This is a genomic window from Vibrio sp. YT-19(2023) (assembly GCF_033337395.1).
In genome coordinates, this window is sequence record NZ_JAWOQN010000001.1 from 266,480 (window position 1) to 293,158 (window position 26,679).

Here is a 26,679-nt window from a genome sequence, read left to right on the forward strand (position 1 = left end):
CTGAATATGAAAAAAGCCAGCAATTGCTGGCTTATGCACGAAATCCAAGACTGCTAGCGATATCTCTCTCCCGCTCTAGAACCCATTGGCTATCAAAAGGCCCCCAATCTGAAAGTTGATAATAGCCGTCATTATGACGTCGGCCATCTTGAACGAATATGAGTTCAATGCCGATCCCAGGTAACGCCTTGAGTACATCTTGAATAGTACGACGAGGCCACCCCGTTTTTTCGATCAACTTTGGCACATTCGGCCTTTCTAGGTTTTCCACCAACAAGGCCAAATATAGCCGCCTTGCAAAAACAGGACTCAATTCCATTGACACCTCCTAAAATTGTGCTGATTCATTATTTCGTTTTTGCTCAGCGAGGTGTTGCGTTTGATCAATAACTCGACTTTTCCATTTGATTTAGACGAATTTTTATTCGATTTATAGCGCATTCATCGTAAATAAGTTATGTGACATTAGTTATCTCAATCTATCTGAAAATATTTTCCACCGCATTTTGTCAGTTTGATTGCTTCTTGATAGGATGCTTTAACAGCCCAAATCACTTAAGTGCGTCTTAACCGCGCCAGTGAAAAATAGAACAAAGAAAAAGGAAACACTATGTCGATTACCATGTTTGGTATTCCCAACTGCGATACGATCAAAAAAGCCAAGAAATGGTTAGAAGCCGAGGATATTGCTTACGACTTCCATGACTACCGTAAGCAAGGCATTGATGCAGAAATGGTAAGTGAATTTTGTCGCGCTTTAGGTTGGGAACAGGTGCTCAATAAACGTGGCACAACCTACCGCCAATTAGCGCAAGAGCAGAAAGACACACTTAACGAGGAAAACGCCATCGCTCTTTTGGTAGAAAACCCTGCGATGATTAAACGCCCAATTTTAAAAGTGAATGATCAACTTCATATCGGTTTTAAAGCTGATCAATACGCTAGCATTTTCAACTCTTAAATAAAGGAATACTCAAGGATGACAGACAGTCCAGTATTGGCACTTGCTAAAGATCTGATCAGTAGACAGTCCGTAACGCCGGAAGACGCAGGTTGTCAGGATTTGATGATCGAGCGCTTAAAAGCACTCGGGTTTGAAATTGAAGTGATGGTATTTGAAGACACCACGAACTTCTGGGCTCGACGTGGTTCAGAAGCGCCGCTATTTGCGTTTGCTGGCCACACCGATGTGGTACCAGCTGGCAAATTGGAACACTGGAATACACATCCGTTTGAACCGACCATTATTGATGGTTACTTGCATGGCCGCGGCGCAGCTGACATGAAAGGGTCACTCGCCGCTATGGTTGTTGCAGTTGAACGCTTTATCGCCGAAAACCCAGATCACAAAGGCTCAATTGGCTTCTTAATTACGTCGGATGAAGAAGGGCCATTTATCAACGGTACCGTTCGTGTTGTAGAAACGTTGATGGAACGTGGTGAGAACATCGATATGTGTATTGTTGGTGAACCATCCAGCACCGAAGTGGTTGGCGATGTAGTGAAAAATGGACGCCGTGGATCCATCACTGGTGATTTAACGGTAAAAGGAACACAAGGCCACGTGGCCTACCCTCACCTAGCCAGCAATCCAGTGCATGAGTCTCTACTCGCGATTCATGAACTCGCGACGACAGAATGGGACAAAGGGAATGATTACTTCCCACCGACCAGTTTCCAGATCCCGAATGTATCGGCTGGCACTGGTGCGTCTAACGTTATTCCTGGCGAGTTCCATGTTCAGTTCAACCTACGTTTTAGTACTGAGCTTAACAATGACGCAATTGTTCAGCGTGTTACCGAAACATTGGACAAGCATGAGCTGGACTACGACCTAAAATGGACATTCAACGGTGACCCATTCCTGACCGATACGGGCGCACTGCTAGACGCGGTTGTAGCTGCAGTGGCCGAAGTCAATGATACGAAGCCAGCGCTACTTACAACTGGCGGTACGTCTGATGGTCGTTTTATTGCTCGAATGGGAGGTCAAGTCGTAGAGTTAGGTCCTGTTAACGCTACGATTCATAAAGTGAACGAGTGTGTGAAAGTCGACGATCTTGAAAAGTTGACGGACATGTACGAAAACACGTTGAAACACCTATTGGCGAAATAATCAGCGAGAACACAATGACACCAGAGCAACTCACCGGAATCACTGATTCTCATCTTCAATCCACACTAGTGGGGCAAAAAGCGTTTCTACTCCACCCTGAAGTGGCTGACGATCTGCTAAAGATGATTGAAGCGGCAACAGAAGCAGGTTTCAAAATGGAAATCGCCAGTGGTTTTCGTGACTTTAATCGCCAAAAAGCCATCTGGAACGGGAAGTTTTCTGGTGAGTTGCCAATTCTCGACATCAACTCCCGCCCTTTGAATAAAGCAGAGTTAAATGACGAAGAGAAATTGATGGCCATTTTGCGCTGGTCGGCATTGCCCGGAGGAAGTCGTCATCATTGGGGTTGTGATTTTGATGTCTATGCGCGCAATTTATTGCCTGCTGACACCAAACTCAAGTTGGAACCTTGGGAGTATCTTGAAGGCCACCAGCAGGCGTTCTACCAATGGTTAAAAGCCAACCTTGGTCGGTTCGGTTTCTTCTTTCCTTATCAGCATGATTTAGGTGGCGTTTCGATTGAGCCTTGGCACATTAGTCACCGCGCTGTCGGGCAGCAATGCCTCGAGCAGTTGACGCTTGATGTACTCAGAAGCCAGTTGATTAAACAAAATCAGACCGACAACATTGCAGGGATTGACGTCATACTGAATAATTTGGATAACGTCGTTGCCAAATTTATTCACAATATCACGCCGCCGGAGGCTCTATGATAGAAATACTAACCAATCCTTGGGTCATTATTATTGTAGTGTTGAGCGTGGTCATTGGTAATATTGCCGCACTCAAATATACCGCAAAAATGAAGTTTGGTCAGATGGATAAAAGCCGTAAGAACGATTTAGATAAGCTGAACACATTGGATAAACAGCGCTACGCTGAAGAAGATAAAAACAAAAACGAGCCTCGTTAGTTACTCACCAGCTTCATCTCGACACATTTAATCTAAACATCAAAAAAGGGACCACTAGGTCCCTTTTCTATCATTAAGTAAACACGCCGCGTTAAGCTCGCTTTGTTTACTGCTTCACTGTTGCAGCCAATACAGGCGCTAGTGATTTCAAAAACTCTTCTTCTACTGGCTTGCCAGAGGAGTCGGTGATATTGATAGACGTACGGTTGCCTAAATCACCAAGTAAGAATGTGTACTTACCAGCGGCTAACTCCACTGGTTTAACGCCGATATCGTTCCAGAATTCATCATCCGGAGACGCATATTTCGCAGTGATTGTGCCCTGAGACTGGCTACGCTCTTCAATCTTAAAGCCCATCTTAGGTAGAATATTAGGCAGACGCTGCCAAAGCATGTTGTATTGCGCACGCGCGATAATCACTGGAAGTCCGCTGCGGTCTTTACCCATTGTGATTGGGATCTGTTTAACCAACTCTTGCGCTTTACGCTGTGCTTCTTCACGCACTTCTTGATCGTAGCGAGCGGTGACCAAGTTCGTCATGAACACATTGTAGCGCTCACGGTTGGTCGCCGTTACTTCTTTCACTTGATTGCCTTCACGCCAGTCAATAAGGCTCACCTTAAAGCCGTGTCGACCATTTGCTTCAGCGCGTACGATTTCATATCGGCTGCCAATTTCTAGCTCTTCATCTGGCGAATCCCAAGTCACCCATCCTGTCTCGATGCGAGAGTCTGTTTGGCTTTCAACTGGAATCTCGTTGGCCGCGACCATGTTTTGCACCGTTTGCCAAACTTTATCTAGTTCATCTTTACGAAGTAGCCAAAGTGTCACTTCACCATCACTACTGCGGTCTAGACGTGCACCGGGAATAAGCTCTAGGACTTGTTGAGGTGGACGAATGTCGACATCTTTACCGACACCACCAGCGTAGTTACCCTGAGGGATCTCGTAGTTAGGGTAAAACTGAGGCTGTGCACCCTGTGGGACATTCCACTCACCCAAATTGGGGGAGTTCAAATACTCGAAGTCATCTTTTGCTTGACGACGTTGATTGGCACCACCTGAACAGGCAGTCAATACGAATACAGCTAATGAACTTAACACTAACTGGCTTGAAAGCTTCATCTATACTCCTAAAACACCGAGGGCGCTTTGGCCCCCAGTATGAACTTCAATCCTAGTAACTCAATCTTAATAGCTCAATCTTAATAAATATGGGCGTCTGTTAGCGCCTGCTCGACGATCGGCTGCGATTTTTCAGAAAGCGTAGTTAAAGGAAGACGCAAACCACCTTCTTCAATCAAACCAAGCTTTTGCGCTGCCCATTTTACTGGGATAGGGCTTGCTTCGATGAAAAGGTTTTTGTGTAGAGTCATCAAGCGTTGGTTAATCGCTTCTGCTTCTTCGTACTTACCTTCACTTGCCAAATGGAACATGTCTGCCATGTCTTTAGCTGCAATATTGTTCGTTACCGAGATAACACCATTGCCGCCAAGTTTCACAAAATCCAGCCCTGTCGCATCATCGCCACTTAGTAAGATAAAATCTTCGCCACAAAGTTCACGATGAATTGCAATTCGTTCCAAATCGCCCGTTGCATCTTTTAGAGCCACGATATTATCAAGCTTTGACAAGCGTGCCACTGTTTCTGGCTGCATATCAACAGCAGTACGGCCTGGTACGTTGTACAAAATTAGAGGCACATCACTCGCTTCGGCAATTGCCTTGTAATGTAGAAACAAACCCTCTTGAGTTGGTTTGTTGTAATACGGTGTCACACTCAGGAAGCCAGCAATACCAGAATCAGCCAGTAATTTGCTAAATGTTACTGCCTCATGGGTAGCATTTGCACCCGTGCCAGCAATCACAGGGATGCGACCGTCGGCAAACTCAACAGTTTTATTAACGACCTTTACATGCTCTTCAATGGTCAGTGTCGCTGACTCACCTGTTGTGCCTACTGCCACAATACCGTCTGTACCCGCTTCAACGTGGTACTCTACTAGCTTTTGCAGACCATCAAAGTCTACTTCGCCATCTGCTTTGAATGGCGTAATCAGCGCTACGATACTTCCTGAAAACATGTTTATCTCCCTCATTTAACTCTTTCTGCATGGTACTGTAATGCGATTGAAAAACACAAGAGCGTAAACTCGCTTACAAAGTACAAATGAATGAATAATTACCAGTTGTTAGAGGTCTAGCAACTTAATTGCTCTATTTGGTTTGATTAACGGCAATATTAATAATCGTGTTGGGCTTTCGAGTGACTTTAGAATCTATCAGTGATTTGGAAAATACTGAAGAGCACAAGCAAGGAAAATATACTCTTTGGTCTTGTTAGCCAAGTCAGATCTAAGTGAATAAAACGGCCAGACAATAGGCAAGCACATCATGCAAACGTTTTGTTTATCCTACAGCCTGCATTTACTGTTTATTTCCCACCACTCCCCTCAACATCCTCCTGCTTTTTATAGACTAAAAAGAACTGGCTCGATATTTCTTCGCAATATCTGTGCTAACATCTCTCTATTGAAGAAAGGACAAGAAGCTCATTTATGAAGCAACATCTGGTACTTACAGCAGTTGGAACGGACCGTCCAGGCATTTGTAACCAAGTCGTACAGCTCGTTACTCAAGCTGGTTGTAACATAGTCGATAGCCGTATCGCTATCTTTGGCAGCGAATTTACGCTGATCATGCTCCTGACTGGGAACGCCAGCAGCGTGACTCGAGTTGAAACGCAATTGCCCCTGCTTGGCCAAGAACATGACCTTATTACGATCATGAAACGCACAGCGGCGCACGAACTGCTCGATAACAGCTACACCATGGAAGTGTTTATTGAGTCTGAAGACCGCCCTGGGTTAACTGAAAAATTTACTAAGTTCTTCGCTGATCAGCAGATTGGTTTAGACTCTCTTAGCGCGCAAACCATCAGCAAGTCGAAAATTCAACTCGATTCTGACCAGTTTCACATTGCGATTACTGCATCTGTAAGCGCGGATTTTAATTTGATGCAGTTACAAGAAGACTTCGATGAACTTTGTAAGTCGCTCAACGTACAAGGTTCTCTGAATTTCATTAAAAACACACTATAAAGTAAAGGAAATCAAAATGAATACGCTGACAGCAGGCTCGCCAGCGCCAGCCTTCTCTTTGCTCGACCAAGACGGAAATACCGTTTCTCTTGAAGACTTTAAAGGCAAGAAAGTACTTTTCTACTTTTACCCTAAGGCGATGACGCCGGGTTGTACTACACAAGCAAAAGGCCTTCGTGACATCAAAGCTGAACTCGATGCACATAACGTGGTGGTACTCGGCGTAAGCATCGACCCTGTAAAGCGCCTAGGCAAGTTCATCGAGCGCGATGATTTAAACTTCACTCTGCTTTCTGATGAAGACCATGCCGTTGCTGACCAGTTCGGCGTTTGGGGCGAAAAGAAATTCATGGGCAAAGTATACGACGGTCTTCACCGCATTAGCTTTCTGATCAATGAAGAAGGCGTGATCGAACATGTGTTCAACAAGTTCAAAACCAAAGATCACCACGAAGTCGTATTAAACTACTTAAACGAAAACGCTTAAACGCTATTGTTTTTCTACAAACAAAAAGCCCAGCAAACTGCTGGGCTTTCTTTTAACCATCGTACCTTTGGTAACAACTACTCTTGTTCGACAGGTTCGTTTTCTTCCGTGCTTGGTAATGCATGCCATACGGCTTTGACTAATGTCGCTAAAGGAATGGCGAAGAACACCCCCCAAAAACCCCACAGCCCACCAAAGACTAATACAGCCACAATGATAGCAACTGGGTGTAAGTTTACTGCCTCGGAAAACAGAACAGGAACCAACACATTACCATCCAGCGCCTGGATAATACCGTAAGCAAGCAACAACCAATAAAACGGAGGCGTTAAACCCCATTGGAACAAACCAACGATAGCAACAGGTACAGTAACAGCCGCCGCACCGATATAAGGAATCAAAACCGACAGACCAACGGCTACGGCAAGCAACGCCGAGTAACGAAGATCTAAAAGGGCAAAAGTCACGTAGCTCACACCGCCCACGATTAAAATCTCTAACACTTTACCGCGAATGTAATTTGATATCTGCTCGTTCATTTCATGCCAAACTTTATTCGCCAATTTACGGTTTTTCGGCAGAATACCGCTTGCGATTCGCAGCATTTCTTCTTTGTCTTTAAGCAAAAAGAAGATAAGGAGTGGCACTAAGATCAAATATACCGCTAGCGTTGCAATGCTAACTAATGAAGCAAGCGACCCTTTGACGACACTTTCACCCAGCCCCAGTGCTTGGTTTTTGGCGTTCGTCACCACGGTTTCTACTATTTCTAAATTGGCTAGTTCAGGATGGCGCTCTGGCAATGTGACAATAAACTTTTGTAGCCCGTTGTACATGTTCGGAATATCGTTAATTAGATTACCGACCTGAGTCCAAATCGTCGGAACCAAGCCAAACAACGCAATTAACATTAACCCGACAAAGACCAAGATCACGATAATAACCGACAAAGTGCGCGGCACGCCCATACGACACATTTTGACAACTGGCCATTCAAGTAGATAAGCCAAAACGATCGCGACAAGTAATGGCGCAATCAAGTGTCCAAAGAAGTAAATGGTGATAAAGCCAAACAGCAAGATCGCGACGAGACTTACTGCGTGAGGGTCAGAGAAACGTCGTTTATACCAACGACTAACCATTTCAAACATCTTATGCGGATTCCTTATTGAAGACAGTCAATGTGTAGTGCTCTGATGTAGATTGGCAATCAACTGAGTACCCTTGGGCACTAAGATAGTTCACAATGTCTCGTTTAGAGCTGTTGTCCACCACTTGAATGACAAGTTGATGATACTGCTTTGCTTCTCCTTGAAAGACCTCAGCAGCATGACGCTTTGCAAGTAACAGTGCCATAGGACAACGTTGCTCACGCAAATCAAGTAACATGGATTCCATTGTATTGCTCTGCACTTATGATAGGGTTGTATTGTAACGGCTTTTTGAGCTGGTGCTAGCACTTCTGACATGATTTAACCACATGCTGAAATAGCTCGGATATAAAATAATTTACGAAACCAATTCATTTATTTCCGGTCTTACTGTTAGCTTATATCCTCACGGATAACCAAAACGTATGTGGCGCTGTTAATAGGCTCTCGACCTGTAACCACATGCTTATGTATTTTGGAGAACCTTTTAAACGTATGTTAAAACGCACTCGCTCGCTAGTTTGCTTATGTCTTGCTGCTGCCATCAGTTCGCCGACAACTTATGCCAATAGCATTGACTTGCCAGACATTGGCACAGCTGCTGGTGGTACGCTTTCAATAGACCAAGAGTTGATTTATGGCGACGCCTATATGCGTATGCTCAGAGCCAGTAAACCTATCGTTAATGACCCTGTCATCAATGAATATATTGACTCTCTTGGGCACAAATTAGTGGCCAATGCGAATGATGTAAAAACGCCGTTCCACTTCTTTATGATTCGCGACCGTAATATCAACGCATTCGCGTTTTTTGGTGGCTATGTAGCGCTGCATTCTGGGTTGTTTCTTCATGCTCGTTCAGAAAGTGAGCTGGCCTCTGTTGTCGCTCACGAGATAGCGCACGTCACACAACGTCACCTTGCTCGGAGTATGGAAGAACAAGCACGCCGCTCTCCGGCCACATTAGCCGCACTTGCGGGGGCACTACTGCTTTCAATTGCCTCACCCGAAGCGGGGATGGCTGCAATTACAGCAGCAACCGCGGGCAACATGCAAAGTCAAATCAACTACACTCGCGCGAATGAAAAAGAAGCGGATCGCTTTGGTATTTCGACACTAGCAAAAGCCGGTTTTGATGTTCAAGCAATGCCAAGGTTTTTTGGCCGTCTTGCTGATGAGTATCGTTATGCGAGTAAACCGCCACCAATGCTCCTGACTCACCCTCTGCCTGAAGATCGAATTACCGATAGCCGTGCGCGAGCAAGAACCTATCCTCCAATGCGTGTTGTGCCTTCAATAGACTATCATCTAGCTCGCGCGCGCATTGTGGCTCGTTACGCTGGCATTGATGGACAAGCCGCCCTGAGCTGGTTTGAGAGAACCCAAAAGAAAGCCTCTGCGGACATTACACCTGCTTTTGATTATGGTCGAGTACTCGTGCATTTAGACAATAAACGCTTATCTCAAGCGGAACCAATTTTGAAAAAGTTACTGGAACAAGACCCAAGTAACCCGTTTTACTTGGACGCTATGACGGATTTATACATCGAGAAGAAGCAGCCAGAAAAAGCAACCGAGATGCTCCGCAAAGCGTTATCTCGTAACCCTCAAAATAAAGTATTGACCATTAACTACGCCAATGCGCTACTTGAGGACAATAAAAACGATCAAGCCACGCGAGTTCTTCAAAGATACACTCATGACTATCCTGAAGATACAAATGGCTGGCACCTAATATCGAAGAGCTACCACGCGCTGGGGCGTAGCGATGAAGAGTTGGCTGCTCGAGCAGAAATTTTGGCATTGCGAGCAAATTGGAATAAAGCGATTCAATATTATAGTGAAGCAAGTAAAATGGCCAAGTTGGGCAGCTTAGAGCAAGCGCGATACGATGCCCGTATCGACCAACTCATGATCCAAAGAGATCGATTCATGGCATTACAATAACGAAATGGAGAAAACCATGTCAGTCGTGATTTATCACAACCCTCGTTGCTCAAAGAGCCGTCAAACACTTGAACTGCTTGAGCAAAATGGTGTTACACCGGAAGTCGTCAAATACCTAGACACACCACTTAACGTGGATGAACTAAAAGCGCTGTACGCCCAGCTTGGCTTTTCATCTGTACGTGAAATGATGCGCACTAAAGAAAGTGAATATAAAGAGCTTGGCTTAGGCGAAGACTCCGTCCGCGATGAGCAATTATTCGAAGCAATGGCGAAAAATCCAAAGTTGTTTGAGCGTCCGGTTGTCGTTGCTAACGGCAAAGCAAAAATTGGTCGCCCACCAGAGCAAGTGTTGGATATTTTATAAATGGATTGCCAGATCCTTATTTTGTATTTCAGCCGTCATGGCTCGACAAAACAACTGGCAAGACAAATAGCAAGAGGAGTCGAATCGACTCCTCAATGCCAAGCAATTTTGCGTACAGTTGAAGAATTGTCACCTCACTCACACTCCCCTTCTGATCCAATTGTTACTCTAGAGGAACTAAAAACGTGCGACGGTCTAGCGTTTGGCAGTCCCGTCTGGTTTGGCAACATGGCTGCGCCTTTAAAGCACTTCTGGGATCAGACTACATCTTTATGGGTCAGTGGTGACTTAATCGATAAGCCTGCTTGTGTCTTTACCTCTTCGTCCTCGATGCATGGTGGTCAAGAAACAACGTTACAAAGCATGATGACCCCTTTATTGCATCACGGGATGATGGTTTTGGGCATTCCTTATTCCGAGCCAGAGTTACACACTACGCAGTCCGGAGGCACTCCGTATGGCGCCAGCAGTGTAGGCCATGAGGCAACCCTAAGCAGTGAAGAGATTCGCCTGGCACAACAATTAGGCAAAAGGCTGGCAACTGCAGCGTTAAAACTAAAAGTCTGTTAGTAAAATCAAGGATAGTTAATCGATGTCTGACTCTTTAGACCAAACACCACTCGGTACACAGGCTAAAACGTATCGTTACCTGGCTTTATTTGGCAACTTAGCCTTATTAGCCTGGGTCGCTATTTGGCAGCTTGCGTTATCCCCTCATCCCCACCTCAGCAGCACAACACTTGCTATTGCTTGGTGTATTCCGCTACTACTTCCGTTGCCTGGTATTTTAGCTGGTAAGCCTTACACTCATGCTTGGGCTAACTTTGTTCTTATGCTGTATTTCTTGCATGCGCTGACCATCCTTTATGTGGATGGGGGTGAACGCTGGCTTGCGGCAGTGGAACTGATACTGACTTCACTCGGTTTCGCTGGCAATATTTTGTTTGCTAGAGCGAGAGGCAAAGAGCTAGGTCTTAAGTTGAAACGCCTCTCTCAAGTAGAAAAAGAAGAAAAAGCGAAATTCAATAAATAACGCCAATTGCAGTCAATCACTGATCATTGGTTCGAATACGAATTTAGAAAACAAAAAGAGTCGCTATTGCGACTCTTTTTTATGCTTACCACATTGGTCTTTGATCCTTGCGTTTCACGCCTGGAACGCTACCAAGGAGATTACGATGCCGAGCGCCACTCGTAGATCAAGTCATACTGTTCTCGGGCAGGCTCCACAATCATTGGCTGAGTTGGCTGTGTTTCGTCACTTGCTTCTGCCACAATATCTACTGGTACTTCAGGCTGCGCTTCTTTTGGCGTCGCGGCGTCTTTTGCTTCATTACTCTGAACCAATGGCTCTTCTTCTTGAGTTGAAGCTGGGGCATCAACTTCACCTAAAGGATCTTCAAAAACCATTAATTGAGAAATAGAAGAAGCTTCTTTCTCAAAAGCTTGTTGTGATGCCAAAAGGTGGATGTTGAGCGTTAACTCTTCCCCTTGAACACGCTTAATCTCTGTACCCGCAACCGAATTAAGTTGTTTTAACGCATTCTCTAAACGGAAGAAGTCCGTGGCAGAGGTTACATTAAGGACTTTCACTGCTAGCGCTTTTGAAGACTTTCCTGAAACCACAACTGCACTCTTACTTGCATAGTAGTCTGCGATGCCATCCACCATTTCTGCAATAGCATTAGCACCTGATACAGACCCGCTACGCGGAGAACGTTGCGCTTCTACAATTCTCGTTGGCGACTGGTCGTAGAGTGTCCAACGAATTTGTTCACCTTGAGCTCGTACAACCAAAACGGCGTCAGCTGGGTAGCGCTGGCTGGCTTGACCAATTGGCTCAATAAAGCCGCCCCAAAGATCAGAGACATTAACACCGGTTACATCATCAAAATCCCCAACCGGGATAGTGATTGGCAGGCCTCTTAATTTCGCTGCGCTACGAAGTGCTGCAACATTTGAAGATTCAGAATGCTCCCACGCAATGTTACGATCGTAACCCTGTTCTTCAACCATCCAAACTAAAATATTGGCACGATTTGGCGACCAAGATGGCAATTGTGCTTGTGTTAAAAGAGAGCTGATTTGGTCGTTGTTAAACAACATTTTTAGGCTCGCTTTTCCATCAACCTGCCCATAGCTCAGTTGAGAAATGTAACGCGCACTTGAGCTAAGTGCCTTTTTAATCACTGGATTGCTTAAAGAGGATTGAGAACCGGTCGCTCGAACAATCACATCCTGCATACCTTGTTGACGAGCCAAAGACTCACCGTCGTTCTGCTCACTGTCGATAACCACTTCGGCACGATAGATATCCACCTGAGTTAATGCATATACTGGTAGGGACAACCAACCTATCAGTAAGAGAGCTAAATAGCGCATAGTTTTTATAATCCTCTGAACAAGAACCCGAATAATAAGCAACTATCAAATCTTGAGCAAGGCAAGTACTGAGTAAATTGTCTGTATTATGACCATCTTTGTTAACTCGGGCCTCAACCAGCGCTTCAGTGCTATTTTTTATAATAAACTCATTGCTTATTAAGCTATCTCAACAAGTTAGGCTGTCCATTTTTCATCTTCACGCAAGACACGTAAAAGAGGACAATTTGCAAGCAAGCAACTCTCAAAAGTGCTATTTATGGGAAGAATTCAATCGAAAGTTTGATCTATGCAACATTGCAAACGATTGCAGGATGATAGTATTCGCCGGATTTGTCTGCGTATCTTGAAAATAGGGAATTATTATGAAAAACGCGTTACAAGGCGCTCAAATGCTCTTTGTCGCTTTTGGTGCTTTGGTGCTTGTGCCGCTCCTAACTGGCCTTGATCCAAACGTAGCCCTCTTTGGTGCCGGTGTCGGTACTCTCCTCTTCCAATTAATGACTAAACGTTCTGTTCCCATCTTCCTTGCCTCTTCTTTTGCGTTTATTGCTCCTATTATGTTCGGTATCCAAACTTGGGGTATCGGTGCAACGATGGGCGGCTTGATGGCAGCGGGCTTAGTTTATGTGGCTCTAGGGGCGATGATCAAAGTGCGCGGTGTTGGATTTATCCATAAAATTCTCCCGCCTGTTGTCGTTGGCCCTGTGATCATGGTTATCGGCCTTGGCCTTGCCCCAACAGCAGTGAACATGGCGGTAGGTAAAACTGGTGATGGAGCTGCACAGCTAGTTAATGGTGATGCTGCGATCATTATCTCGGCGGTCTCACTGCTCACAACCATTGTACTCAGCGTTTTTGCAAAAGGCTTTTTGAAGCTCGTTCCTATTGTTGGTGGTATTCTTGCTGGTTACTCTGTTTCTCTATTCTACGGTGTGGTTGATTTCACTCCCGTAGAGCAAGCAGCTTGGCTAGCCATGCCAAACTTCACCGCGCCAGAGTTCAATATCAACGCAATTTTGTTCATGATTCCTGTCGCTATCGCACCTGCGGTTGAACACGTAGGTGACATGCTTGCTATCTCAAACGTTACAGGTAAAAACTACCTGAAAAAACCAGGCCTTCACCGCACAATCGCAGGTGACGGGGTGGCAACTATCGCAGCTTCGATGGTGGGTGCTCCACCAAACACCACTTACAGTGAAGTAACAGGAGCGGTAATGCTAACCAAAGCATTTAACCCTGTGATCATGACTTGGGCAGCAATCACCGCAATCGTACTTGCATTGGTAGGTAAGCTAGGTGCGGTTCTTCAAACGATTCCAGTTCCTGTCATGGGCGGCATCATGATTCTGCTGTTCGGCTCCATCGCAACGGTAGGCCTCAACACACTGATCAAGAATAACGTTGATTTGCATAAGTCTCGTAACCTAGTGATTGTTGCCGTAACACTTGTGTTTGGTATTGGTGGTATGGCTTTCGGTATTGGTGAGTTCAGTCTACAAGGTGTGAGCCTATGCGGTATCGTGGCAATTATTCTTAACCTTGTGCTACCAAACGATTTAGGTGAAAACCACGTTGTGGATAACGCACAAATGGAAGAAGAAAGCGCGAAATAGTACGTCTTCGCCGCTTTATTAGGTGGCGTGTCTTACTCTTCTCCTCTTGTAGATACAAAAAAGGCTTGGTTTTCACCAAGCCTTTTTCTGTTCAGTCATAGTAATACATCAAAGAATTACTTAGTACCGAAGATCTTATCACCTGCATCGCCTAGACCCGGAACGATGTAGCCTTTGTCATTAAGCTTCTCATCGATTGCCGCAGTGTATAGCTCAACATCTGGGTGTGCTTTTTCTAGCGCTTCAATACCTTCTGGTGCAGCAACAAGTACCAGCACTTTGATTTGGTTACAACCTTTCTCTTTTAGGAGATCGATCGTAGCAATCATAGAACCACCTGTTGCAAGCATTGGGTCAACAACAAGCGCAATACGCTCCTCGATGTTTGAAGCAAGCTTGTTGAAGTAAGGAACTGGCTCAAGCGTTTCTTCATCACGGTAAATACCCACAACACTGATACGTGCGCTTGGCATGTGCTCAAGAACTCCATCCATCATGCCTAGACCTGCACGTAGGATTGGCACTACGGTTACTTTTTTACCTTTAATCTGGTCTACTTCTACCGGACCGTTCCAACCATCAATGGTCACTTTTTCTGTTTCAAAGTCTGACGTTGCTTCGTAAGTAAGTAGGCTACCGACCTCAGTCGCTAACTCACGAAAACGTTTTGTGCTGATGTCACCTTCTCTCATTAGACCAATTTTATGTTTTACTAGAGGGTGCTTTACTTCAACAACTTTCATGTCCATCTCCGGCTATAGTTGGCAATATTTAAACAAACCTTCAGATTATACATGATTTTCACAGGGATATCAGGATAAATCACTAAAGAAAAAAACAGACGCAAACGTTTGCTATCTATGTTTAAGCACTGTTAGAATAGCGCCGTTTTCATATCCAACTTAATACCGAGGACTTCCCTGTGAGTGGTAACAACTCTTCTCTTAGCTATAAAGACGCTGGTGTAGATATTGATGCAGGCAACGCGCTTGTGGATCGTATTAAGGGTGCGGTAAAACGCACTCGTCGCCCTGAAGTTATGGGTGGTATCGGTGGTTTTGGCGCGCTATGCGAATTGCCAACTAAATACAAACAACCTGTACTGGTTTCTGGTACTGATGGCGTTGGCACAAAACTTCGCCTAGCACTGGATATGAACAAGCACGATACGATTGGCATCGACCTAGTGGCAATGTGTGTAAATGATCTTATCGTGCAAGGCGCAGAGCCACTGTTTTTCCTAGATTACTACGCAACAGGCAAACTAGACGTTGATACCGCAGCGGATGTTGTTTCAGGTATCGCAGAAGGGTGTGTTCAAGCAGGTTGTGCCCTAATTGGTGGCGAAACTGCGGAGATGCCGGGCATGTATGAAGGCGAAGACTACGACGTAGCTGGTTTCTGTGTTGGCGTAGTAGAAAAAGAAGACGTGATTGACGGCACGAAAGTCGCTGCTGGTGATGCACTTATCGCTGTTGGCTCAAGCGGCCCACACTCAAACGGTTACTCCCTTATCCGTAAGATCCTAGAAGTATCTGGTGCAGATAAGAGCGAAGAGCTAGCAGGCCGCACTATTGGTGAGCACCTACTAGAACCAACAAAAATTTACATCAAGTCAGCACTTAAGATGATTGAGAAACACGACATCCATGCGATTTCTCATATCACTGGTGGTGGTTTCTGGGAAAACATCCCACGCGTACTGCCTGAAGGCACGAAAGCAGTTATCGATGGTAACAGTTGGGAATGGCCAGTTATCTTCAAGTGGCTACAAGAGAAAGGCAACGTCGACACACACGAAATGTACCGCACATTCAACTGTGGTGTAGGTCTAATCGTCGCACTACCGAAAGACCAGGCAGATGCAGCAGTTGCTCTTCTTAAAGAAGAAGGCGAAAACGCGTGGGTGATTGGTCAAATCGCACAAGCAGACGCGAACGAAGAGCAAGTTGAAATCCAATAATTTGCAAATCGAGCTCAAAAGATAAGAAGAATGAGGACACTAGATGACTAGGTCCTCATTTTGCTATCTAGAACACTAAAAACCATTCTATTAGTAGGTAGTTTAGAAGCTACATAACTCCAACCTACAATACCAAGGCGCTCTCGACATCATGAAAAACCATACCCTAAAAAACATTGTGGTCCTCATCTCGGGTAACGGAAGTAACCTGCAAGCTATCTTGGAAGCTTGCGAAGACAGCATGCCAAACGCACGAGTGGCAGCCGTGTTCTCTAACAAAGCAGATGCTTTTGGTTTAGAACGTGCAAAAAAGTTTGATGTAGACGGTCACTTTGTCGACCCTAAAGCATTCAGCTCGCGTGAAAGCTTTGATGCAGAGCTAATGAGTCAAATAGATGAATACCAACCAGACGTGATTATTCTTGCTGGTTACATGCGCATTCTGAGCAGCGCATTTGTTTCTCATTACATGGGTAAGATGATCAATATCCACCCTTCTCTTCTACCAAAATATCCTGGGCTACACACACACCAGAGAGCAATTGATGCTGGCGATAAAGAACATGGTACGAGTGTGCACTTTGTAACGGAAGAGCTTGATGGTGGCCCTGTCATACTGCAAGCAAAAGTTCCTGTGTTCGAAGACGATGATGCTAGTGTACTTGCGGCACGTGTTCAGGCGCAGGAGCACCGAATCTACCCTATGGTGGCTAAGTGGCTGGTAGACGAGCGGTTGATCATGAAGGATGGTAAAGCCTATTTAGATGGCGCAGAGCTTGGCGTACATGGGTACGCCTCAGATGAGTAGCCCTGAATAATAAACTCCAAGCACAAAAGAGCAGCCTGAGGGCTGCTCTTGGTTGTTTTAATACTTATAAACTTGATTCAAGAAAACCATGGTGAGACTAGAAACCTAAAACCCAACATTCTAAAAAATCCCATAACCACTTGAGTAACATAACACTCGGAAAGTAGATTCTGAATCTGGTTCGTTCTTCACCGTTCAGACTGACGAGGTGTTTTATGAGAAACTTCTATCAGTTACGTCTTTACAGCAAGCCTTAGCGAGACTAGGACTCTACTACCAGCACTCTAGAAAGTAAGAATGCTCATCCGTATCCGCCCTCGGTTTAAAACGCATAAAAATAAAGCTCGCGATTAAGCGAGCTTTATTTTTATATTCAGAGTAAGAGACCATCATTCCAACGGTTCGGTTGGCGCTTGATTGCCCGGCTTAGCCGCCGCAAACGGCACATTTACCAGTTCAGAGGCATTATTTTTGACTAGTTCACCTAGGTGAAACAAGCCGTATTCGCTAGGTTTCATACGCTGCCAAGCTTCATTGCCCGTCAAAGGTTGAGTTGCGATCACAGAAACGATGTCATGTGGCGTGGTTTCTTCTTGGAAGTTAATTTCCACATCTTCATCAAGCAAAGCAGCTTTTCCAAACGGTGCGCGTCTTGTGATCCAATACAAATGATTGGTGCAATACGTCATTACATACTCACCATCACTCAGAAGCATGTTAAATACACCCTTCTCTCTTAGCTCATCACAACATTTAGCAACATATAAGAATACCGACTCCATATCCTTTGGTGGCTCAGGATATCGATCTTCCATTTGCTTCAATAACCAGCAAAATGCCAGTTCACTATCTGTTTCACCGACAGGTCGATGTCGACCTGTATGCAAGTCTTGATAGCCAGAGAGCTGACCGTTATGCGCAAACGTCCAATACCTACCCCACAGCTCACGTGTAAAGGGATGAGTATTTTCTAAATTAACACCACCACGATTCGCCTGTCGGATATGACTAACGACCGCACGACTTTTGATGGGATAATTTTGTACCAACTCTGCAATTTTAGACTCACAACTTGGCTTGGGATCTTTGAAGGTTCGAAAGCCCTTCCCTTCGTAGAAGGTGATCCCCCATCCGTCACGGTGTGGGCCGGTTCGACCTCCACGCTGCATGAGCCCAGTAAAACTGAAACAAATATCCGTTGGAACATTAGCGCTCATACCGAGCAATTCACACATGGTTTAAAAAACTCCCTAACAACACAGCTCGAAACGGTGGCCGTAAACGATTATTCCATCTCTTTTTCGATCAACTGAATGATGATATGAATAATCTTAATATGAATTTCCTGAATGCGGTCTGCATAACCAAAGTGTGGCACGCGGATTTCAATATCTGCAAGGCCTGCCATTTTGCCGCCATCTTTACCTGTTAGCGCAATCGTCTTCATGCCTTTCGCTTGTGCTGCTTCAATCGCTTTCAGGATGTTACCTGAGTTACCTGAAGTCGACAGACCAAACAGTACGTCACCTTTTCGACCAACCGCTTCTACATAACGTGAAAACACGAAGTCATAACCAAAGTCATTACTCACACAAGAAAGGTGGCTTGGATCTGAAATAGCAATACCAGCATAGCCAGGACGATTTTCTCGGTAACGGCCTGTTAGCTCTTCGGCAAAGTGCATTGAATCACAGTGAGAACCACCGTTACCACACGACAATACTTTACCATCTTGCTTGAATGAGTCAGCAATCATTTTCGCCGCTGCTTCGATTTGCGCAATGTTATGGTCATCGCTTAAAAATTTGTTGAGCACTTCAGCAGCTTCGTTTAATTCACTTCTAATCAGATCATGGTACATAAGACGTTCTCTTTATTATTTCGGCTTCAGTCAGCTCTTGACTCACTGAGCAAATTGTTCTGATACCAATTTGGTATCGGACATTTCATAAACCGGAACTCGGGTTTGATTACTCTGAGTTTACCCACAAACGAGAATTAGTGTCGATAGTGAACCAACAGATTTAGATTAGTGATGGTAATAAACTTGTCAACTTGCTCATGAAACCATCACTCAAATCTCAACTTTAGAATTTTAACTCTACTTAGATCACTTTTTATCCAATCTTATGTTTTACATTTCCTTAATATTTTGATTACACTTAAACCAACTGGTTAGACCTCTTACCTAACATGCAGACGTACAAAACTTATAAAGTCTGAAAAGGAAAATATATATGGACATCTTGCTCTCAATCATCACGATGGCGATCGTGCTAGGCATTACGCTCTACCACCGCATGTCTCTCGTGAAATCTATTAGCTTACTCACCGCAGCCATGCTGGCTCTTACAGTAGCTGGTACTGTCGGCGTTATTGGTTGGGCGATTTACGTTCTCGCCGCAGCTGTGCTCGCGGTTCCTGGCGTACGTCAGTCTTTAATTAGCCGCAAAGCGTTAGTGCTTTTCAAGAAAGTGCTGCCAGCTATGTCTCAAACCGAAAAAGAAGCGTTAGACGCAGGTACCGTCTGGTGGGAAGCCGAACTATTTAAAGGCAAACCAGAGTGGCAAAAGCTACACGCAATTCAAGCACCTAAGTTAAGTGCGGAAGAACAAGCCTTTTTAGACGGCCCTGTGAATGAAGTGTGCGCCATGGTGAGTGATTTCCAAGTGACCCATGAACTCGCGGACTTACCGCCAGAAGTTTGGCAATACCTGAAAGATCATAAGTTCTTCGCCATGATCATTAAGAAAAAGTACGGTGGTCTTGAGTTCTCAGCATACGCGCAATCACTAGTACTACAAAAACTAACGGGTGTTTCTGGCGTTCTATCGTCTACCGTTGGTGTTCCTAACTCTTTGGGCCCAGGTGAGCTACTGCAACACTACGGTACTGAAGATCAAAAAAATCATTACTTACCGCGTCTAGCTGAAGGTAAGGAAATCCCTTGTTTCGCCCTAACAAGTCCAGAAGCGGGTTCTGACGCTGGATCTATTCCAGATTACGGTGTGGTCTGTAAAGGCGAATGGGAAGGAAAAGAAGTACTGGGTATGCGCCTGACTTGGAACAAGCGCTACATCACCCTAGCGCCAGTCGCAACGGTACTAGGCTTAGCATTTAAACTTCGCGACCCTGAAGGTTTGCTAGGCGACAAAGAAGATCTTGGCATCACTTGTGCGCTTATCCCAACTGATGTCAAAGGTGTTGAGATTGGTAACCGACACTTCCCACTCAATGTGCCATTCCAAAATGGTCCAACGCGCGGTAAAGACATCTTTGTTCCTATCGATTTCATTATCGGTGGCGAAAAAATGGCGGGCCAAGGTTGGCGTATGCTGGTTGAGTGTCTGTCGGTTGGACGTGGTATCACGCTACCTTCAAACTCAACAGGTGGCATCAAAACTGCGGCAATGGCAACCGGTGCTTACTCACGTATTCGCCGTCAGTTCAAACAGCCTATCGGCCATATGGAAGGGGTTGAAGAACCATTAGCACGCTTGGGTGGTAATGCTTACGTGATGGATGCAGCAAGCAACTTAACCGTTGCGGGTATCGACTTAGGTGAAAAGCCTTCAGTAATCTCAGCTATCGTGAAGTATCACTGTACGCACCGCGGCCAGCAAAGCATCATCGATGCAATGGACATCGTAGGCGGTAAAGGTATCTGTATGGGACCTTCTAACTTCCTAGCTCGTGGTTACCAAGGTGCGCCAATCGCGGTAACGGTTGAGGGTGCTAACATTCTAACACGCTCAATGATCATCTTTGGCCAAGGCGCAATCCGTTGCCATCCGTACGTTCTTGAAGAAATGAACGCGGCGTATTCTGAAGCAAGTAATGCTGTCGAGAAATTTGATAAAGCGCTTGCTGGTCACGTGAGCTTTACAATGAGTAACCTAGTGCGCAGTATCTGGTTTGGTTTGAGCGACGGTCTGGGCTCTTCATCACCAACCAAAGATGCAACCAAGCGTTACTACCAACAATTGAACCGTTACAGTGCAAACCTTGCTCTGCTATCGGATATCTCAATGGCAGTGCTAGGTGGCTCTTTGAAGCGTAAAGAGCGTCTATCAGCACGTCTTGGTGACATTCTAAGCCAGCTATATTTGAGCTCTGCGACGTTGAAACGTTTTGAGCAAGATGGCCGTCCAGTCGAAGATTTACCATTAGTACACTGGGGTCTACAAGACAGTTTGAAACAAGCGGAAGTGGCAGTAGATGAATTCTTAGCAAACTTCCCGAACAAAGTAATTGGCCGTGCGCTACGCGTATTAATCATGCCATTTGGTCGCGTACGCAAAGCACCAAGCGATAAACTAGACAGTAAAGTGGCGCGCATTCTACAAACGCCAAGTGCAACGCGCTCACGCATTGGTCGCGGTCAATACCTTGAACCAACCGAGCACAACGCAGCAGGTAAGATTGAACTTGCACTATCAGTCATTCTTCAAGCTGAGCCTGTGTTTGACAAAGTATGTAAAGCGCAGGGTAAGCGTCGCCCATTCTTACGTTTGGATATGATTGCTCAGGAAGGGCTAGAGCAAGGCTTTATCACGCAAGAAGAAGCCGATCTACTCAGAGAAGCGGAACAGCATCGTCTAGATACAATCAACGTTGACGATTTTGAGCCGGAACTGCTTGCCGCAAAGCCGCTATACCCTCAGATGGATAGTGTCGCGTAACTCTAGTATCTGAGACCACAAACGGGAGTATCAGCTCCCGTTTTTATTGCTTCCAGAATCGCATTCATAACACCTCACACCACGAAGCCCCTGCGCAATCGCAATAAAAGCCACGCACTCCAATCTTTCCCCCGATTTCCAGTGATAACTAACTCACAGACGTTCCAACTAAGCGGTGTATACTTTAAGTAACTCACTCACATATATGGTAAATCCGTTGGCTAAAATATTACTCGCACAGTGGTTCCCAGGGCTTGTTCAGCTTAAGCATTATCAAAAAGAATGGTTTGTTAACGACTTTAGAGCCGCCTTTTCTGTTGTCGCGGTTGCACTGCCAGTTGCCATAGCTTATGCACAGTTAACTGGTGTATCCGCAATTGTCGGTCTGTATTCGTGTGTACTGCCAATGTTGGTTTACGCCATGATGGGCACATCTCGACAACTCATTGTCGGACCCGATGCAGCAACCTGTGCAGTGATCGCTGCTGTTGTGACACCACTTGCCGCAGGTGACCCCACAAAACATTGGCAGTTGGTTATGACCATGACAGCGATGACGGGGATTTGGTGTGTACTGGCAAGTCGTTTCAAGCTAGGAGTGTTTGCAGATTTCCTTTCTCGTCCGATTCTTTTGGGTCTACTCAACGGTGTTGCTCTCACAATTATCGTTGGTCAGTTTGCGAAAGTAGTCGGTTTGAAATACGAGCAACGTTATTTACTGGAACGTTTATGGGAAGCTCCACAACGATTAACCGATCTTCATTGGCCTACTGTAACTCTGAGTATCGTGACGGTTGTCGTTTATTTGCTCACCAAACGCTACCGACCAACTTGGCCTGCTGCCATGCTGGCGATCCTCGTAACTACTGCGTCAGTTTGGTTTTTCCATTTACAAGAGATGGGCGTATCGGTTGTCGGACTCACTCAAGGTGGCTTCCCTCAGTTTCAAACACCAGAATTTGAGCTAGGTGAAGTTCGTGAACTAGTAGTCCCAGCGCTCAACCTTGCGATTGTCAGTTTTGTTAGCATGATGCTCACCGCCCGCAGTTTCGCGGCTAAAAACGGTTATGATATTGATGCAAATAAAGAGTTTCAGGCGTTGGGTTTTGCCAACATTGCCTCAGCGTTTTCACAAGGTTTCGCGATAAGCGGCGCTGACTCACGCACAGCCGTCAATGATGCAAATGGCGGTAAATCTCAATTAGTTTCGATTGTCGCCGCAATCACCATCGCCATTATTGCGGTATTTATTTACGAGCCTTTGCAGTTCATCCCTATCGCTTCACTTGGTGTTGTATTGATCATTGCGTCCCTATCGCTGCTCGATCTTAAAGCAATTTGGAAATTAAAATCTCGTGACAAAGATGCATTTTATCTGGCCATCATTACTTTTATTTCTGTGTTGATCGTGGGTGTAATACCGGGGATCACTTTGGCGGTATTGCTAGGGCTGTTTCAATTTTTACGTATTGTCATGCGGCCGAGTGATCAGCTACTTGGCTTGGATGAAAAAGGTACCATTCGGACCATCGACGACTCAGGAAAAGCTTCGCCTATTCCTGGAATGGTGATTTACCGCTTTAACTCACCGCTAACTTACTTCAATGCTCCTTACTTTAAACGTAGAGTGTTAGAGCAGGCAGAGCATCACAAAGACGCAAGTTGCGTTGTCATCGACGCCGTATCGAGCTTTACTCACTTGGATCTCAGTGTGATGGCAACACTGGCAGATATTCACAATACTTTGAAAAAGAGAGGTGTACGCTTAATCCTCGCAGGAAGGAAACGACGTCTTCGTCAATGGTGTGAGCTTACTGGTATCAGCACCAGTGAAGGAGGCATCTTACTGCGAGCTGATATGTACCTTGCCATTAAACTTAGTGGCTGTTACATCAGTGCTGTGGGTGAGGGACAAATTCCTACTGTTCAAAAAGAGCCTGATTTAGAGCAGCTACCCAAACCAATTCCAGAAGTGGCTTAAATACAAATTTAATATAGAAAACAGGAAATTAAACTCCTGTTTTCTAGTGCTTATCTTCACAGCTGAATACGTGTTACGCCTTTGGCTTAAACTTTTTTGTCATCCCTTGGCTTTTAGGAGCCACCAGCCTATAACCAAGCTTTTCGTAAAAGACCGGTTCATCAGCAATCATAGAAACGTAAGAGCCTTCAAGTGCAACAGAAGAAAGATAACCGTCGATGTATTCCATGACTTTTCTACCTAAACCGTTACCTTGATAATCAGAATCAACGGCAACGTCGACAATTTCGAAGTTACACGCCCCGTCACCAACAACCCGACCCATTGCAATGAGCTTTCCTTCATCCCGAACAGATACGCCATATAACGAATTGGGTAGGCCAATTTCAGCAGCTTTCAACGATTTGGGTGATAGCCCGGCTTTGATACGCATATCACAGTATTCTTTCGGGCTTGGCACATGCTCTTCATATCTTATTGTCATTATGTACTACTCCTTTGTATCACCTTGGAGCTTACATAACTAAACTGTATAAATAAACAGTTAAACGTTGGAAAGATGTTCCCATTAAGCACACAAAGTATCGGGTCTAGAAAAGAAGCCGCCGACAACTCTGACGCCATAATAGATATAAGCCGCTCTGAAGCTAGACATTCCTTTTTCTAAACACGTTTCTCTCAACAACGCATCCGCATGCTTTCGAGCACTTTGAGGCAACACCTCTTCCCTCATGAGTTGGTAAAGAGCATCATGCACTAAAGAAGCTTTCATAATGTTTTTTGTGTCTAACGCTGGCCCACTCGCTCCATCCCATGCATAGCCCTTTTTAATCGTTAACACGCCTTGTTTGGACAAACTAAGAAAAGGGCTGTCATACGCCTGACTCACTGAAATGTGCGTCTCAATCTTTTCTTCAGAATGGAGAGTGTATTTATACTTCTGACGCTTTTTGTATTTCATCAGAGACCTCGCGTTTACTTATTCTTATTTATCACGCACAGCTGAATATTTATCCAGAAACCCTACAAGATCGGCTCTTGTTATTATGGCGTACTACCTATTACAAAGCCCAAATCAATATAAATAGAACTCCATGCAATCAATAAAGCCAGAACCCCTGACTTTATTGACCAAAATTTAACCAACAATCCTTATTCTGAAGGAAGTCTACTCAATTTTTTATGGATATCTTCTACAAAATTGGCTTGTTCACTTGGAGAAACCTCTAGAACATAATGAAAAAACGGACTTGTATGCTCAGTAATTTTATACTCTTCACTTAACAGCTTAATTACTTGTTCATGATTAAATCGTGCGGAGACTAAGCCACTCTCGGTTTCTTGAGTTATAACTATATAGTGAGCGGTTGGAAAAACCGTAAACCTTCCTTCGACAGGAAACCAAGGAGCAAAAGAAATAATCTCGTCATCAATTATGTATGCTTGAGGTTTACTGACATAGGTGTAAGGGTACTTTTCATCTAAATAGGGTCTTGCTGTATCAAACAAGCCATCATAATAAGTTGGTATTTCTACTTTTTGGATTTTACTTAAGGGATCGAAAGTGAAGGTATCAAGTGATTTTAAATTATTACTTCCCGAATCTGGATTATTAACACCATTATCAATAGAAGAACAACCTACAATTATCACTGCACAAAAAAAAGCTAAAATTTTATTCATTATTTCTTTTATCTTTAATTGATTGTTTTGAAAGTTAGTCACATTAAAAATGCAACCAATTTAGAAAGTAAAAATGATATATTATTTATATAAAATCCCAAACATATATTTGAGTACAGTAAACTTAAATATTCATAATTTATCCATTTTTCTTCTTCCAACTTGGTAACTTGATAAAAAAACGGAGCCGATTGGCTCCGTTTCTCGCTTTATGTGTTACTACTATTTCTTTGGTACTTCTAATTGCATCTCTGGCATGGCATCGCGCTTCGCTTTAATTTTGCGCCAGACTATCCATGCAATGTTCACAATCAGCAGCATTATCAAGTTACCTACCGCGATAATAATCATGCTGCGCTTACGCTCAGCCTCCCGCTCAGCGATAATTTGCTTTTCCATTTCAATACGGCGCTGCTCGGCTAATTCAGCTTCTTTTGCAATTCGAGCAGCTTCTAGATCAACTTCATCAACAACACTGAAAGTTTGCTCTGGAATAGGAAACACCAACGGACGCTGAGTTGCAAAATCAGTGGCAAAGATCTCGCCGCGCCATGCGTACTTACCAAGCTCAGCATCGTTATTGAGGTTCAACGTAACTCTCATTCCATCTTTAGAGACCTGTCCTTGGCTGTAACTAATGAAACCATCGGGAGCGTCCTTTTTCACTGTGACTGCTATAGAGCCTGGTGCAATCATACCTTGCTCGCCACTCACCACTAATTGGTGTGGCTTATCGGGATTACGAGCCTGAATAAAAGTACGAGAGATTGGGTTCGGATAAACCAAGATGACTTGTTCTTGCGCTCGTAAGAATACGCCATTGCCAGACGTGATGCGCGCGCGGTACTTACCAGGCTCAACGTCTATTGGGAGCTGAACCGTAAACACACCATCCCCTGCTTTTTCATCCAAGCCGCGGCCGTCATCAGAAAACTCACCCACAACCATCGGCACTGGACGTGCTTCTTTGATCAGCTCATCTTCATTTTCGACAAACTTGGTAAATGTCACGCGCAGATTCACGCGATCAAGGAAGTCGCGCAGTACAAGAGGTTTGCCGTCGGAGGTCAGGCGAGCTGTAAACTTAAGCGCTTCCCCATTATATAATCGGTTTGGGAACAGATCCGTACTGAGCTTTAGGTGAGAAATTAAGCGGATGTTATTTTTAGGCGTAACTTTCCCCACAGCCTGCCATGGACCTGGCATAGGGTTATCAACGGAAATAATATCGAGTGAGGCTTCTTGATACCAACGTACATTGTCGTAAGAGCCCCAAGCATAGTATTTTTTACCGTCAGGACGGACTAAAACAACTGGCTGAGAACTTTGCTCACGATAAACCAAAAACGTGATCTGCTCGATGGTTGGATCAACTCGAAAGCGATTGTCTAACAAAGACATTGTAGATTCACTCGCAGCACTCGAGAGACTACTCCATATCGCTAAAAACGCGACCAACAAAGCCCTCAACATAGCTT

28 protein-coding genes are annotated in these 26,679 nt (G+C 44.8%); 15 read left to right on the forward strand and 13 right to left on the reverse strand.

All coding sequences use genetic code 11. The features are described 5' to 3' along the window. Nucleotides 1-31: 31 nt before the first annotated feature. A complete protein-coding gene (locus tag R7E78_RS01230) occupies nt 32-319 on the reverse strand; it encodes a helix-turn-helix domain-containing protein (RefSeq protein ID WP_005380433.1) in 288 nt (95 codons plus the stop codon). A 291-nt stretch (nt 320-610) separates the two neighbouring features. Between R7E78_RS01230 and R7E78_RS01235 the strand changes: the two genes are divergently transcribed. Genes R7E78_RS01235 through R7E78_RS01250 form a run of 4 tightly spaced genes read left to right on the forward strand, consistent with a single transcriptional unit; the run spans nt 611 to nt 3,029 of the window. Continuing rightward, complete coding sequence (locus R7E78_RS01235; protein ID WP_005380431.1) at nt 611-961, forward strand: ArsC family reductase; 351 nt, start codon at nt 611-613, stop codon at nt 959-961. An 18-nt stretch (nt 962-979) separates the two neighbouring features. Beyond that, complete coding sequence (gene dapE / locus R7E78_RS01240; protein WP_017820820.1) at nt 980-2,116, forward strand: succinyl-diaminopimelate desuccinylase; 1,137 nt, start codon at nt 980-982, stop codon at nt 2,114-2,116. 14 nt (nt 2,117-2,130) lie between these two features. Beyond that, nucleotides 2,131-2,829 (forward strand): M15 family metallopeptidase, encoded by a 699-nt coding sequence (locus R7E78_RS01245; protein ID WP_053306708.1) that lies wholly within the window; start codon nt 2,131-2,133, stop codon nt 2,827-2,829. Beyond that, a complete protein-coding gene (locus R7E78_RS01250; protein ID WP_005380425.1) occupies nt 2,826-3,029 on the forward strand; it encodes a DUF2897 family protein in 204 nt (67 codons plus the stop codon). The genes R7E78_RS01245 and R7E78_RS01250 overlap by 4 nt, the downstream gene beginning before the upstream one ends. 106 nt (nt 3,030-3,135) lie before the next feature. Here the strand turns inward: R7E78_RS01250 and bamC are convergent, their stop codons facing one another. Then, entirely contained in the window at nt 3,136-4,155 is a 1,020-nt protein-coding gene (bamC, locus tag R7E78_RS01255; protein WP_005380424.1) for an outer membrane protein assembly factor BamC, read from the reverse strand. A gap of 80 nt (nt 4,156-4,235) precedes the next feature. Next, entirely contained in the window at nt 4,236-5,114 is an 879-nt protein-coding gene (gene dapA, locus R7E78_RS01260; protein WP_005380422.1) for a 4-hydroxy-tetrahydrodipicolinate synthase, read from the reverse strand. A 474-nt stretch (nt 5,115-5,588) separates the two neighbouring features. Between dapA and R7E78_RS01265 the strand changes: the two genes are divergently transcribed. Then, nucleotides 5,589-6,131 (forward strand): glycine cleavage system protein R, encoded by a 543-nt coding sequence (locus tag R7E78_RS01265; RefSeq protein ID WP_005380420.1) that lies wholly within the window; start codon nt 5,589-5,591, stop codon nt 6,129-6,131. Nucleotides 6,132-6,147: 16 nt separating this feature from the next. Further along, nucleotides 6,148-6,618: a thioredoxin-dependent thiol peroxidase gene (gene bcp / locus R7E78_RS01270; RefSeq protein ID WP_005380418.1), complete on the forward strand. Its 471-nt coding sequence runs from the start codon at nt 6,148-6,150 to the stop codon at nt 6,616-6,618. A gap of 77 nt (nt 6,619-6,695) precedes the next feature. On the opposite strand, the gene R7E78_RS01275 is transcribed toward bcp, so the two are convergent. Together R7E78_RS01275 and R7E78_RS01280 are read right to left on the reverse strand one after the other, a co-directional pair. After that, complete coding sequence (locus tag R7E78_RS01275) at nt 6,696-7,769, reverse strand: AI-2E family transporter (RefSeq protein WP_005389843.1); 1,074 nt, start codon at nt 7,767-7,769, stop codon at nt 6,696-6,698. A gap of 1 nt (nt 7,770) precedes the next feature. Beyond that, nucleotides 7,771-8,007, reverse strand: a complete 237-nt coding sequence (locus R7E78_RS01280) for a sulfurtransferase TusA family protein (RefSeq protein WP_005380414.1) — start codon at nt 8,005-8,007, stop codon at nt 7,771-7,773. Between the two features lie 257 nt (nt 8,008-8,264). Between R7E78_RS01280 and R7E78_RS01285 the strand changes: the two genes are divergently transcribed. Genes R7E78_RS01285 through R7E78_RS01300 form a run of 4 tightly spaced genes read left to right on the forward strand, consistent with a single transcriptional unit; the run spans nt 8,265 to nt 11,116 of the window. Then, nucleotides 8,265-9,716 (forward strand): M48 family metallopeptidase, encoded by a 1,452-nt coding sequence (locus R7E78_RS01285; protein ID WP_318057584.1) that lies wholly within the window; start codon nt 8,265-8,267, stop codon nt 9,714-9,716. Nucleotides 9,717-9,732: 16 nt separating this feature from the next. Beyond that, the gene (arsC, locus tag R7E78_RS01290) at nt 9,733-10,083 is read left to right on the forward strand and encodes an arsenate reductase (glutaredoxin) (RefSeq protein ID WP_262640567.1); all 351 of its coding nucleotides are present in this window, start codon (nt 9,733-9,735) and stop codon (nt 10,081-10,083) included. After that, nucleotides 10,084-10,653, forward strand: a complete 570-nt coding sequence (wrbA, locus tag R7E78_RS01295; RefSeq protein WP_005380409.1) for an NAD(P)H:quinone oxidoreductase — start codon at nt 10,084-10,086, stop codon at nt 10,651-10,653. It begins immediately after the preceding gene. Nucleotides 10,654-10,675: 22 nt separating this feature from the next. Then, complete coding sequence (locus R7E78_RS01300; RefSeq protein WP_005380407.1) at nt 10,676-11,116, forward strand: DUF2069 domain-containing protein; 441 nt, start codon at nt 10,676-10,678, stop codon at nt 11,114-11,116. Between the two features lie 140 nt (nt 11,117-11,256). On the opposite strand, the gene R7E78_RS01305 is transcribed toward R7E78_RS01300, so the two are convergent. Further along, nucleotides 11,257-12,465, reverse strand: coding sequence for a DUF2066 domain-containing protein (locus R7E78_RS01305; protein WP_262640568.1), 1,209 nt, complete (start codon nt 12,463-12,465; stop codon nt 11,257-11,259). A gap of 365 nt (nt 12,466-12,830) precedes the next feature. Here R7E78_RS01305 and R7E78_RS01310 point away from each other — a divergent pair, with 365 nt between their 5' ends. Then, the gene (locus R7E78_RS01310) at nt 12,831-14,084 is read left to right on the forward strand and encodes a uracil-xanthine permease family protein (RefSeq protein ID WP_005389855.1); all 1,254 of its coding nucleotides are present in this window, start codon (nt 12,831-12,833) and stop codon (nt 14,082-14,084) included. A 116-nt stretch (nt 14,085-14,200) separates the two neighbouring features. Here R7E78_RS01310 and upp read toward each other — a convergent pair whose 3' ends face one another. Then, nucleotides 14,201-14,827, reverse strand: coding sequence for a uracil phosphoribosyltransferase (upp, locus tag R7E78_RS01315; RefSeq protein WP_005380401.1), 627 nt, complete (start codon nt 14,825-14,827; stop codon nt 14,201-14,203). Nucleotides 14,828-15,006: 179 nt separating this feature from the next. Here upp and purM point away from each other — a divergent pair, with 179 nt between their 5' ends. Together purM and purN are read left to right on the forward strand one after the other, a co-directional pair. Further along, nucleotides 15,007-16,047, forward strand: a complete 1,041-nt coding sequence (purM, locus tag R7E78_RS01320; protein ID WP_005389861.1) for a phosphoribosylformylglycinamidine cyclo-ligase — start codon at nt 15,007-15,009, stop codon at nt 16,045-16,047. 151 nt (nt 16,048-16,198) lie between these two features. Then, nucleotides 16,199-16,855: a phosphoribosylglycinamide formyltransferase gene (purN, locus tag R7E78_RS01325; protein WP_005394347.1), complete on the forward strand. Its 657-nt coding sequence runs from the start codon at nt 16,199-16,201 to the stop codon at nt 16,853-16,855. Nucleotides 16,856-17,244: 389 nt separating this feature from the next. Here purN and R7E78_RS01330 read toward each other — a convergent pair whose 3' ends face one another. Beyond that, nucleotides 17,245-18,090: a class II glutamine amidotransferase gene (locus R7E78_RS01330; RefSeq protein WP_262640570.1), complete on the reverse strand. Its 846-nt coding sequence runs from the start codon at nt 18,088-18,090 to the stop codon at nt 17,245-17,247. 50 nt (nt 18,091-18,140) lie between these two features. After that, nucleotides 18,141-18,716, reverse strand: coding sequence for a D-sedoheptulose 7-phosphate isomerase (gene lpcA, locus R7E78_RS01335; protein ID WP_005380392.1), 576 nt, complete (start codon nt 18,714-18,716; stop codon nt 18,141-18,143). A gap of 376 nt (nt 18,717-19,092) precedes the next feature. Between lpcA and fadE the strand changes: the two genes are divergently transcribed. Both fadE and R7E78_RS01345 read left to right on the forward strand, forming a co-directional pair. After that, the gene (gene fadE, locus R7E78_RS01340) at nt 19,093-21,537 is read left to right on the forward strand and encodes an acyl-CoA dehydrogenase FadE (RefSeq protein WP_005385392.1); all 2,445 of its coding nucleotides are present in this window, start codon (nt 19,093-19,095) and stop codon (nt 21,535-21,537) included. Nucleotides 21,538-21,742: 205 nt separating this feature from the next. Next, the gene (locus R7E78_RS01345) at nt 21,743-23,518 is read left to right on the forward strand and encodes a SulP family inorganic anion transporter (protein WP_042521426.1); all 1,776 of its coding nucleotides are present in this window, start codon (nt 21,743-21,745) and stop codon (nt 23,516-23,518) included. A 73-nt stretch (nt 23,519-23,591) separates the two neighbouring features. Here the strand turns inward: R7E78_RS01345 and R7E78_RS01350 are convergent, their stop codons facing one another. The 4 genes from R7E78_RS01350 to R7E78_RS01365 all read right to left on the reverse strand — a co-directional run bounded on the left by R7E78_RS01350 (nt 23,592) and on the right by R7E78_RS01365 (nt 26,674). Further along, nucleotides 23,592-24,002, reverse strand: coding sequence for a GNAT family N-acetyltransferase (locus R7E78_RS01350; RefSeq protein WP_005391824.1), 411 nt, complete (start codon nt 24,000-24,002; stop codon nt 23,592-23,594). Between the two features lie 84 nt (nt 24,003-24,086). Next, the gene (locus tag R7E78_RS01355) at nt 24,087-24,479 is read right to left on the reverse strand and encodes a DUF1353 domain-containing protein (RefSeq protein ID WP_042521425.1); all 393 of its coding nucleotides are present in this window, start codon (nt 24,477-24,479) and stop codon (nt 24,087-24,089) included. A gap of 191 nt (nt 24,480-24,670) precedes the next feature. Beyond that, on the reverse strand, nt 24,671-25,243 hold the full coding sequence (locus R7E78_RS01360) for a hypothetical protein (RefSeq protein WP_137282305.1): 573 nt from the start codon (nt 25,241-25,243) through the stop codon (nt 24,671-24,673). Between the two features lie 180 nt (nt 25,244-25,423). After that, nucleotides 25,424-26,674 carry a TIGR03503 family protein gene (locus R7E78_RS01365; protein WP_318057585.1) on the reverse strand — a complete coding sequence of 417 codons (1,251 nt, stop codon included), beginning with the start codon at nt 26,672-26,674 and terminating at the stop codon, nt 25,424-25,426. Nucleotides 26,675-26,679: the final 5 nt, after the last annotated feature.

Coding starts and splice junctions, on each gene's coding strand:
- R7E78_RS01230 (WP_005380433.1), bottom strand. CDS start 319: ATGGAATTGAGTCCTGTTTTTGCAAGGCGGCTATATTTGGCCTTGTTG.
- R7E78_RS01235 (WP_005380431.1), top strand. CDS start 611: ATGTCGATTACCATGTTTGGTATTCCCAACTGCGATACGATCAAAAAA.
- dapE (WP_017820820.1), top strand. CDS start 980: ATGACAGACAGTCCAGTATTGGCACTTGCTAAAGATCTGATCAGTAGA.
- R7E78_RS01245 (WP_053306708.1), top strand. CDS start 2,131: ATGACACCAGAGCAACTCACCGGAATCACTGATTCTCATCTTCAATCC.
- R7E78_RS01250 (WP_005380425.1), top strand. CDS start 2,826: ATGATAGAAATACTAACCAATCCTTGGGTCATTATTATTGTAGTGTTG.
- bamC (WP_005380424.1), bottom strand. CDS start 4,155: ATGAAGCTTTCAAGCCAGTTAGTGTTAAGTTCATTAGCTGTATTCGTA.
- dapA (WP_005380422.1), bottom strand. CDS start 5,114: ATGTTTTCAGGAAGTATCGTAGCGCTGATTACGCCATTCAAAGCAGAT.
- R7E78_RS01265 (WP_005380420.1), top strand. CDS start 5,589: ATGAAGCAACATCTGGTACTTACAGCAGTTGGAACGGACCGTCCAGGC.
- bcp (WP_005380418.1), top strand. CDS start 6,148: ATGAATACGCTGACAGCAGGCTCGCCAGCGCCAGCCTTCTCTTTGCTC.
- R7E78_RS01275 (WP_005389843.1), bottom strand. CDS start 7,769: ATGTTTGAAATGGTTAGTCGTTGGTATAAACGACGTTTCTCTGACCCT.
- R7E78_RS01280 (WP_005380414.1), bottom strand. CDS start 8,007: ATGTTACTTGATTTGCGTGAGCAACGTTGTCCTATGGCACTGTTACTT.
- R7E78_RS01285 (WP_318057584.1), top strand. CDS start 8,265: ATGTTAAAACGCACTCGCTCGCTAGTTTGCTTATGTCTTGCTGCTGCC.
- arsC (WP_262640567.1), top strand. CDS start 9,733: ATGTCAGTCGTGATTTATCACAACCCTCGTTGCTCAAAGAGCCGTCAA.
- wrbA (WP_005380409.1), top strand. CDS start 10,084: ATGGATTGCCAGATCCTTATTTTGTATTTCAGCCGTCATGGCTCGACA.
- R7E78_RS01300 (WP_005380407.1), top strand. CDS start 10,676: ATGTCTGACTCTTTAGACCAAACACCACTCGGTACACAGGCTAAAACG.
- R7E78_RS01305 (WP_262640568.1), bottom strand. CDS start 12,465: ATGCGCTATTTAGCTCTCTTACTGATAGGTTGGTTGTCCCTACCAGTA.
- R7E78_RS01310 (WP_005389855.1), top strand. CDS start 12,831: ATGAAAAACGCGTTACAAGGCGCTCAAATGCTCTTTGTCGCTTTTGGT.
- upp (WP_005380401.1), bottom strand. CDS start 14,827: ATGAAAGTTGTTGAAGTAAAGCACCCTCTAGTAAAACATAAAATTGGT.
- purN (WP_005394347.1), top strand. CDS start 16,199: ATGAAAAACCATACCCTAAAAAACATTGTGGTCCTCATCTCGGGTAAC.
- R7E78_RS01330 (WP_262640570.1), bottom strand. CDS start 18,090: ATGTGTGAATTGCTCGGTATGAGCGCTAATGTTCCAACGGATATTTGT.
- lpcA (WP_005380392.1), bottom strand. CDS start 18,716: ATGTACCATGATCTGATTAGAAGTGAATTAAACGAAGCTGCTGAAGTG.
- fadE (WP_005385392.1), top strand. CDS start 19,093: ATGGACATCTTGCTCTCAATCATCACGATGGCGATCGTGCTAGGCATT.
- R7E78_RS01345 (WP_042521426.1), top strand. CDS start 21,743: ATGGTAAATCCGTTGGCTAAAATATTACTCGCACAGTGGTTCCCAGGG.
- R7E78_RS01350 (WP_005391824.1), bottom strand. CDS start 24,002: ATGACAATAAGATATGAAGAGCATGTGCCAAGCCCGAAAGAATACTGT.
- R7E78_RS01355 (WP_042521425.1), bottom strand. CDS start 24,479: ATGAAATACAAAAAGCGTCAGAAGTATAAATACACTCTCCATTCTGAA.
- R7E78_RS01365 (WP_318057585.1), bottom strand. CDS start 26,674: ATGTTGAGGGCTTTGTTGGTCGCGTTTTTAGCGATATGGAGTAGTCTC.